9 protein-coding genes are annotated in these 8244 nt (G+C 59.1%); 4 read left to right on the top strand and 5 right to left on the bottom strand.

The window, feature by feature from the left end; translation table 11 throughout:
- Nucleotides 1-139: 139 nt before the first annotated feature.
- The 3 genes from AOZ13_RS12485 to AOZ13_RS12475 form a co-directional block, all read right to left on the bottom strand.
- Nucleotides 140-400, bottom strand: coding sequence for a hypothetical protein (locus tag AOZ13_RS12485; RefSeq protein WP_021780751.1), 261 nt, complete (start codon nucleotides 398-400; stop codon nucleotides 140-142).
- A gap of 470 nt (nucleotides 401-870) precedes the next feature.
- Nucleotides 871-1722: a hypothetical protein gene (locus AOZ13_RS12480; protein WP_148286734.1), complete on the bottom strand. Its 852-nt coding sequence runs from the start codon at nucleotides 1720-1722 to the stop codon at nucleotides 871-873.
- Between the two features lie 207 nt (nucleotides 1723-1929).
- On the bottom strand, nucleotides 1930-2412 hold the full coding sequence (locus tag AOZ13_RS12475; RefSeq protein ID WP_049934116.1) for a hypothetical protein: 483 nt from the start codon (nucleotides 2410-2412) through the stop codon (nucleotides 1930-1932).
- Between the two features lie 159 nt (nucleotides 2413-2571).
- Here AOZ13_RS12475 and AOZ13_RS12470 point away from each other — a divergent pair, with 159 nt between their 5' ends.
- From AOZ13_RS12470 to AOZ13_RS12455, 4 genes are all read left to right on the top strand, one after another.
- A complete protein-coding gene (locus tag AOZ13_RS12470) occupies nucleotides 2572-4227 on the top strand; it encodes an MBL fold metallo-hydrolase (RefSeq protein ID WP_199897020.1) in 1656 nt (551 codons plus the stop codon).
- 142 nt (nucleotides 4228-4369) lie between these two features.
- Entirely contained in the window at nucleotides 4370-4630 is a 261-nt protein-coding gene (locus AOZ13_RS12465) for a hypothetical protein (RefSeq protein ID WP_020221821.1), read from the top strand.
- A 21-nt stretch (nucleotides 4631-4651) separates the two neighbouring features.
- On the top strand, nucleotides 4652-5728 hold the full coding sequence (locus tag AOZ13_RS12460; protein WP_020221820.1) for an RNA ligase family protein: 1077 nt from the start codon (nucleotides 4652-4654) through the stop codon (nucleotides 5726-5728).
- Complete coding sequence (locus AOZ13_RS12455; RefSeq protein WP_021780750.1) at nucleotides 5728-6441, top strand: hypothetical protein; 714 nt, start codon at nucleotides 5728-5730, stop codon at nucleotides 6439-6441. The genes AOZ13_RS12460 and AOZ13_RS12455 overlap by 1 nt, the downstream gene beginning before the upstream one ends.
- A gap of 154 nt (nucleotides 6442-6595) precedes the next feature.
- On the opposite strand, the gene AOZ13_RS12450 is transcribed toward AOZ13_RS12455, so the two are convergent.
- Entirely contained in the window at nucleotides 6596-7990 is a 1395-nt protein-coding gene (locus AOZ13_RS12450) for an ATP-binding protein (RefSeq protein WP_020222166.1), read from the bottom strand.
- Nucleotides 7991-8040: 50 nt separating this feature from the next.
- On the bottom strand, nucleotides 8041-8244 hold a 204-nt coding region (locus AOZ13_RS15105), incomplete at its 5' end, for a hypothetical protein (RefSeq protein ID WP_234402879.1).

The following is an 8244-nucleotide window of genomic DNA, read 5'->3' as shown; positions in this document are numbered from 1 at the left end:
TCACAGTATGCACACGTCTCACCTGAATCAGGAGTCTCAACGGTCGTGGACATACCGATACTACGAGATGAACGTCGGAAAGCGTTTCGTGGCAGTTGCCAATGAGGTCGTCTGAACGTAGTGACCGACTGGCCGTCGGTCACTCGAATACGGTTTCGGTGACGCGGAGCGTGCCGTTCGCCTCATAGAGATAGCCACGTGTGAGCAGGCGCTCGACGGCGTACTCGCTGTCGCTATGCTCCGCCGAGAACGCGTTCGCCTCGTTGAGCAGCGCATAGGCTTCCTCATACGTAAGGTCACTCTCCTGGCCATCAGCGGCGTCCGCGAGAATCTGGTAGGCCTCCTGGACCCAGTCTGGGAGTGGCGGTCGTGGATCGGACGGATCTGAGAAGCGCGTCATGGGGGCTCGGAGCTCGTAGATGAGTGTACGACTGGTGCGCTTGTGAACCGTCCTATCGACGACTACAGAACCGGTGTAAGTAGCCCAGTAGCTCCTATTTCGGCATCCCTCGGCGTCCCAAAGCCGCGTTACGTCAGCGATGCTTTCAGAAACCTTGTCATCTTCATGTGATACAAAAGGCAAGAACAGCCCAGAAGAGGACTACGACCGGTAATTCTGGACGAGGTACCGACAGATTCCAGTCACCGCGCCGAGGATAATGCCGGCCGTGAGACTGAACTGGATTGAGTTGCCGTTTATACGTAGGACAGTCGTGAGAGCTGCTAGAAGTACGGTCCCTATAACGATACTCTCACCGGCGACTCCGATACGACTCCGTAGAACTTTATTATTGTTCTCACCTTCACTCATAGTAATGTCAATAAGTGGTGTGGTAATTAATGTCCGGGTTGGGCAGAGCGTGTCTAATTCTAGTAGCGGAATGGGTGACCGGTGGAAACGATTCCTGATACGTCCGACGGCGAGACGAATTTACTTTCGTCCGTGACGCCGTAGCCAACAGCGCCCACTCCTTTCTGGTTCGGAACCGTTCCGAAGACGGTGTCAATCTCATTCATCCCAACTGTGACGGAATCGGTGTCCGAGATCAGTGCAATGATGGCGCCAATCAATGTCACGGCGATTCCGATGCCTGCCGACTCAATGTAGATGGCGATTGCCCCTGCTGCGGCCGTAATTCCGATGTCGTTGACTCGCTGGGTAAATTCAACGGCGACTCCCTTAAAGTGGTGCGAGTAGTCGCTGTAAACCGAACAGCTTCCCGTCTCGGCACCTACCTGTTCATGTCGTTCAATGACGCCCTCATTGTCCATCGGTTGGACTGCCGCGGTTGAGAGATCCGCGCCACGGCCTCCGTTTTTCAAGTTCTTATAGGTCAACTCATCCACCTCCTGAACCAAGAAGTCTTCAGTTTCGCTGGTACTGGTACTCGCGGTCTCGAGTGTTCTGGATTCAGTGTTGGTCGGATTAGTGACCTTCCCCTGGAGGTAGGTCGTATCCTCAATCTGCCCCTCTGAATCGTACTTGACGACTTTAGCTACGTACTGGACTACTTTGAGGCTATTAGATATTGATTCACTGACTTTATTCACCTCCTTCACTTCAACAGGCGGACGTGAGTCTCCCGTTGCAGCGGCGAGGCCTGTAAACCCGGTAGCCGCCGTCCCGGTAGCAACTGCGCCTCCAATTCCTCGCAGGACGCCGCGGCGAGAGGCCACCTGCTTGTCGTCCTTTCCACTTGGCTGCTTACTGTGGTCTGACATCGCATCAAGTAGTACTGGTCGGAATCATATCACATCAACTAACGATAAAACGCCCATAGACTGACACAGTCATCGAGGATTGACCAAAGTGTCAGATTGCATTCTGTCTTCCGCTTTTTAGACTGGACCCAGTCGTTATGCTACTGAAACGTGCGATTTCTGCCATAGACCAGCACAAAATCACGCCACCTCACTTTTCAGTCCTAATTAAACACTACCAACTAAACACGACCTACCTAACAGACAGAAGAATATTGGTTGAGCCCTGCTTGACAACCGAACGATGTCGACCCGGAGTACATGACAAATATCGCGCCGTCGCGCCCACTGCCCGTCCTCAGCAGGTCGGTCAAGCGTGAGTCGATTCACGAGTTCGTCACGGGCGACGAGCTGCCGGACGGACGTCTCCCGCCAGCCCAACCGTGGGTCGTACAGCCGCTTCTGGAACACCGTCCCCGACCCTTGCGCGATGTACTGTGTGCGCTTCGTCCCGACGAGCGTCGTTGACGTGTACTCCACACCAACCGGTTCGCGCTTGAGCGCGGTGATGATTCCTTCGACGAATCGCTCGATCGCGAACCTGCCGAGGTCGTTCGGCACGCGAAGTTGGAGTGGTGTGCGGGGATACTGTTCAGGTTCGAGCTCTGCCTCGAGACGCTGTCGGCCACGTCGCTCGTCGTCTTCGTACATGGTTACTAAGGAGGCTCTCTACTGCCCCTCCGCCCCTCACGGGGGCGACAAACCTGCCCGGCGGTGAGACGCGATGTCGAGGGTATCCGTCTGCATTCCGAGTGTTCAATAGTCGGGCGGGTGAGATGCTGATAGCGAATGGAATTCGGGTATCAGAACGTGAACGTCGACACGGGCAACGAGTCGACACTCCTCCACTTCACGGCGGCGAACGGCACCGACGCACACATCCTCGTTGACGCCGGCGCGGACGTTGACCTCGATGAGACGCTCGGCGACGACGAGTACCTGAACGCGATCTGTCTCACGCACGCCCACATCGACCACTACCGCTCGCTCGCCCAGAACCACCGCCATAACGCCCCGATTTACACCGCCGCCGATACCGCGACCGTCTTGCGGCGTGCGTTTCCCGAGATTGCCCAGCACGAGACACTCGGCGACGTCGACAGCGCACTTGACGCACTCACGCCAATCGACGACTGGACATCGATTCTCGATACGCTCGCCGTCCGCCCGGTCTCTGTCGGCCACACACCCGGTGCTGTCGGCTTCCTCTTCCGCGTCACCGACGAAACCCTCGACGGCGAACTCACACCATCCACGAAATACGTCCTTGCGACCGGCGACTTCACCACGCGTCCCTGCGCGGGCTACGCCGGCCTCACCGACGAACTGCCCGTAGATGTCGACGCCCTCCTCCTCAACGTCGCAACCCGTGATGACTACCAGACGACCCTCGACGATGTCCTTGAAATAATCCTTGAGCGCGCTTATGGCGGGTCGCGTACCGTCGTCGCGACGAGCGCGCTGACCGGTGTCCACGTCGGTGTTCTCCTCGATAGCCTCGTTGACGAAATCGGCCACACAGTCCCGATTCGGCTCGTCGGCCAGACAGCGAAACACTACCACAACCTCGACTACGACTGTCCCCACGTCACGGCGACACCGACGTTCGACGCCCCGAGCGACGTCCTCGAACCCGGCACGATCACGATTGGCGGCCCAGAAACGGCGACGACCGGGAGTACCGAGCGCTTACTGCAGGCGATCGATGAGGATGCAGGTGCGGCGTTCGTCCAGCTCACGACCGGCTCTGGGACTCCAGTGTCGACAACCGCCTGCTCGACCTACCACGCCACCCTCATCAACCATCCGTCGAGCGTCTGCATCGACGAGTTCGTCGCCGCGCTCGCCCCAACACAAGTCGTGGTCAAGCACGCCTCTGGCCGGACACTCAACCGGTTCCAGAAACGCTTCGACCGCTGCTTCACCTGGGGGACCGACGACGAGCATCGACACACGCTCTACGCGGATGGTGAGTGGACTGCACCGGGCTGGCTTCACGAGGACACCATCCAGCGGATTCGGATGCGCCACCGCGACGCCGAACAAGACCAATCACCCATCTCGGACGCCTCGTTCAGCAGCCTCACCCACGACGACGTCAACCCAGCGGCGGAGGGTGTCGATGTCGACTACTTCGTCGAGCGGTTCGCTGGTACGGACGCCACCACCGAGTCCCCGACGGAGCCGACAGCCGACGACTCGATACGGGCTACCGGAGAGCGCCCACAGCCACAGGATGAGCCCACCGAACCCACGTCCGAATCCTTTGAAGATGCCGTCCTCTCGCGACTCGACACCATCGAGGCCCAGCTCAGCGAGGACGACCGTCACGTCACGGCCCGCGTCCTCAGTAGTGACGGCGACACCTTCCTCCAAGTCCTCGACGATGTCGACCTCGAGCCCGGCGACGTCGTCAACCTCCAAATTACGCATCCGGAGACAGAGACCGAGTCGTCCGGTGAGTAGGGTGTATGGTAGTCTCCCCCTGTAGGGTATGTACAGAAACTCGGGATGAGACAACTCCCCTATAGATTAACCAACACATCCTCAGATAGTGGGCGACAGAAAGCATTTATCGCGCTCCAGTGTACGGGCTGAGCATGCAGTCGTGGCCGCTGGTTGGAAAGCCACGGCTGACGCTGAACTCCTCCGACGCGAACTGCGTGCCGCACGCGACGAACTCGTCCGGAAACGCACCGACGAGGGCGACCCGATGACGGCGGCGAGCCAGCTACCGTTAATGCCCGAACGCGACGACGAGTTCCTCCCCCTCGCACTCATGAGCGTCACGGACCTCGAAACACATATCGAACGGCTTGAGCGCGACCTCACCGACCTCGAGAACGGCATCACCGACCTCGATGACTAACCCACCCCACGCTCACTCGCGATGAAGGTCTACCCGAAAATTCCACGCTACGACCATCCCGTCGTCCCCGACGACTTCTTCGCGGCGGACGACCTCGTGGTCGTCGAGAAATTCGACGGCAGCGCCTTCCGCTTCACCCTCTACGACGACCGCTATGCCGACGCCTACCCGGACACCGTCGTTGAGGCTGCGGACGGCGACGGCAGCCTCGTCTACGGAACACGCAAATCCATCATGGGCTGCCACCGTGATCCACTCGCCGAGACCGACGGCGCGCTCCACCGAGCAGTCCGCTGTCTCCGCAACGGCATCGACACAAACGCACTCCGAGCACTCCACGAGGAGTACGCCAGCCCGCTTACCGTCTACGCGGAAAACCTCGTCTACTCCACCCTCGACTACGGCCATACCGAACGCGACCTCCCCGCCCTCGTGGGGTTCGACATCCTCCCCTACGACCAGATCGAGACATATACACCACCCGGCAATCCCTATGCGGAGACGTTCACGGGATTCCTTGAGACGTCTACGGCGTGGCGTGCGCTCGATCGACTCCGCGACGAAGACACCCCATCCGAGTATGCGTTCGTTCCGGCGACCATCCTTGAGGAGGACAGCACAATCGATCCCGACACCTACGATATCCCACCATCGTCGCTTACGGCAGACGTCGACGCTGAGGGCGTCGTCGTGCGGAGCGACACCCACGAGCGACGTGTGAAGATTGTCCGCGAGGAATTCCACGAGCTGAACCGCGCCCAGTTCGGCCAGAATCCAAGCGAGGCCGAGACGGGCGCCGAATACCTCGTTGCGACCTACTGCACGCCTGCCCGCATCCGCAAAGAAGTTCGGACAATGGTCGTCGAGGACGGCCGCGAGTTCGGCCTGCATCTCGCCGACGACCTCTACCCACGCGTCGTGGAGGACATCTGGGCCGAAAACTACTCCGAGATCATGCAGCTCGACAGACCACTCGTTCCCGGCGACGTCTATCCGCTCGTCGCCGAGCGATGTGTCGCCGAACTCCGCAAACTCCAGACGAACGCCACCCTCAACAACGCCGACCCCACCACGATCTGGCAATATCTCACAGACTGATGACCGAGTATCCCCGTGACGAGATTAGCCAGCGCGGTGGCGACCCCGAAGCGATCAGTGACCGCTATCGCGACCAGAAGCCGGACTCCATCTCCGTTTCGTGGACTGGCTTCCTCAACACCATCCAAAACGAGGACACCACAATCGAATATATCAACGCGATTCAGGAGACACTCGCGACGCTCAAACGTCGGAAGCGTGAGCGGGACACCGTCATGCCGATTTCTGCGTTGTGGGAGACGGACGCCCAACAGCAGTTGATCACGGAGTACGCGTTCGCGATTCCGACCCGGGAGGCACTCGACTACCTCATCAAGCAGGGGCCACTCGTCGAACTCGGTGCGTGGACGGGCTACTGGGCGTACGAACTCGACAAACGCAGCGGCGACATCACCGCCTACGACATCGACCCCATCCTCGACCCGTGGTTCCCGGTCCAGTCGGGTGATCAAGACGTCCTTCTCGAGTACGGCAAGGCGGAGACGCTCGTGCTCTGTTGGCCACCAGTCGGCCCGATGGCCTACGAGTCACTCCTCCTCCACGACGGCGACGTCATCTACATCGGCGAACGCCCCGGTGAGGGGTTCAAGGCGTTCGGGGATATGCGGTTCTTCGACGTCCTTGACGCCCGCTACGAACACGTCACCCAGATCGACTTGCCGAGCCACCCCGGTGCGAAAGACAACCTCCACCACTACCGGCCGCTCGACTGAACGTGCACGGACGTCCGAACGGCTCTGACGAGTACGATGACGATATCGGCGTGACTTCTCCCACGACTTCAGTCGTGGGCTTTCTCCTCGATCTCGTGTAATCCACCATCGTTAGCTGCAAGTGCTCCATTCACCGTTCTTGGAGACACATCCCTCACTCTGTAGTGAGCGCGTCAACGACATCCGCCATGGTGAAGAGCCGCAGGTCGTCGCGTTCTGCCGCCGCTTCTTCGACAGAGGTGGTGAATCCACTTCGCGAGAAGAGCGCGTACTCTTCCCGCCGGCTGGCTCCTGAGTCAGGTGTCCAACGTAGCTCGTCAGTATGCTGCTCCAAGCCTGAGAGCGCATCAAGGCTCAGCGGAGACGACTGGAACTTACACTCCCCGACGAGGAGCGTCTCATCCGTCGTGAGTCCGACGACGTCGATTTCGTGCTCCCCATACCACCACTGGCCGGTCTGCCGAATCGTCACGTCCGGATAGAGCGTTCGGAGCGCGGTGTTGCAGAGGTCTTCGAACGGGTGGCTCACGAAATCCGCTAACTCCGGCTCGATCAGCATCTCGAAGGCATCCTCGCCAATCTCGTCGTACTGCTCGCCGGTCCCGTAGACGAACCGGAACCAGAACCGGAAGAACGGATCCCGAATCCGATACCGACTCCGCTTACTCCGCTCTTTACGCTCCGTCACCGGCACATGTTGATCAACAAGCCGCAGCCGGCTGAGCCGATCGAGATACGTCGAGAGCTGATTGTACTCAATCCCAGTCGTCCCCGCAATCTCGTTCCGACTCGTCCGCCCGCCCGCAATCGCCTCCAAAATCGAGAAATACCGCGTCGGCTCCTGCAGTTCCATCCGCAAGACGTAGTCCGGCTCATCGTGCAACGTCCCATGCCGAGAGAGAATCGTCTCCTGGACGTTCGCCCCAAGTGACGCAGTTGGATCAACCTCCTCAAGATAGTACGGCACCCCGCCGAAAACAGCCCACGTCCGCACTTGGTCGGTCGGTGTGAGCTGTCCCTCGAAGAACTGCATCGCGGCAGCAAACGGCAGCTGTCCAATGTCCAGCTTAAGCGAGGCACGACCATAGAGCGGGCTGTTTCCAAGCAGGGCAGCTTCCTCCATCATGCTGATCGAAGAGCCGACGAGGACGAACGTTGCCGCGGAGTCCGCAAGCTCGTGATCAAACATCGCCTGTAACACCGAGGGAAGACTCTCGTCCTGCTCGATGAGATACGGGAACTCGTCAAGGACGACGATTGCGTCCTGATCGGCGAGATAGCCGAGGACGGCCTCCCAGTCCTCTCGAATGCGCGTGATCCCCGGATAGGCGTCGGCGGCAGTGTCGATGAACTGCTGAAGCTGGAGTGCGCTCGTCTTCTGTTTCGCCTGATAGACGACCGCGTCGTCGTAGTCTCGGAGTGAGTGGCGGACGAGCTCGGTCTTCCCGAGACGACGACGCCCAAAGATCACGGCGAGTTCAGCGTCCGGCGACTCGTAGAGAGCCCGCAGCCGCTCAAGCTCCTCGGTCCGATTCACGAAGCCAGTCATAGCCATCACTACACACCACACATCCATAAATATGCCAGATTATGATACTCTCAAATATCATATTCTGAAATATTATCTTGCCAGTCTGCCGTCGGTAAGCTATTAACCAACAACTGGATCGAACACAGCATCTGTTGGTTAAGAAGTAGCTCCCAGTGTCTCAGACTGCACATCCACATCGATCGATAGTATTCTGATATAATCTGCTCTCGCTCACCAACCATCCCATCGATTAGGCCACCGTAGCCAGCGGC

The organism is Halarchaeum acidiphilum MH1-52-1, assembly GCF_000474235.1.
Taxonomy (GTDB): domain Archaea; phylum Halobacteriota; class Halobacteria; order Halobacteriales; family Halobacteriaceae; genus Halarchaeum; species Halarchaeum acidiphilum.
The sequence above is the reverse complement of the archived record's forward strand: the minus strand, read 5'-3'. Positions and strand labels throughout refer to the sequence as shown.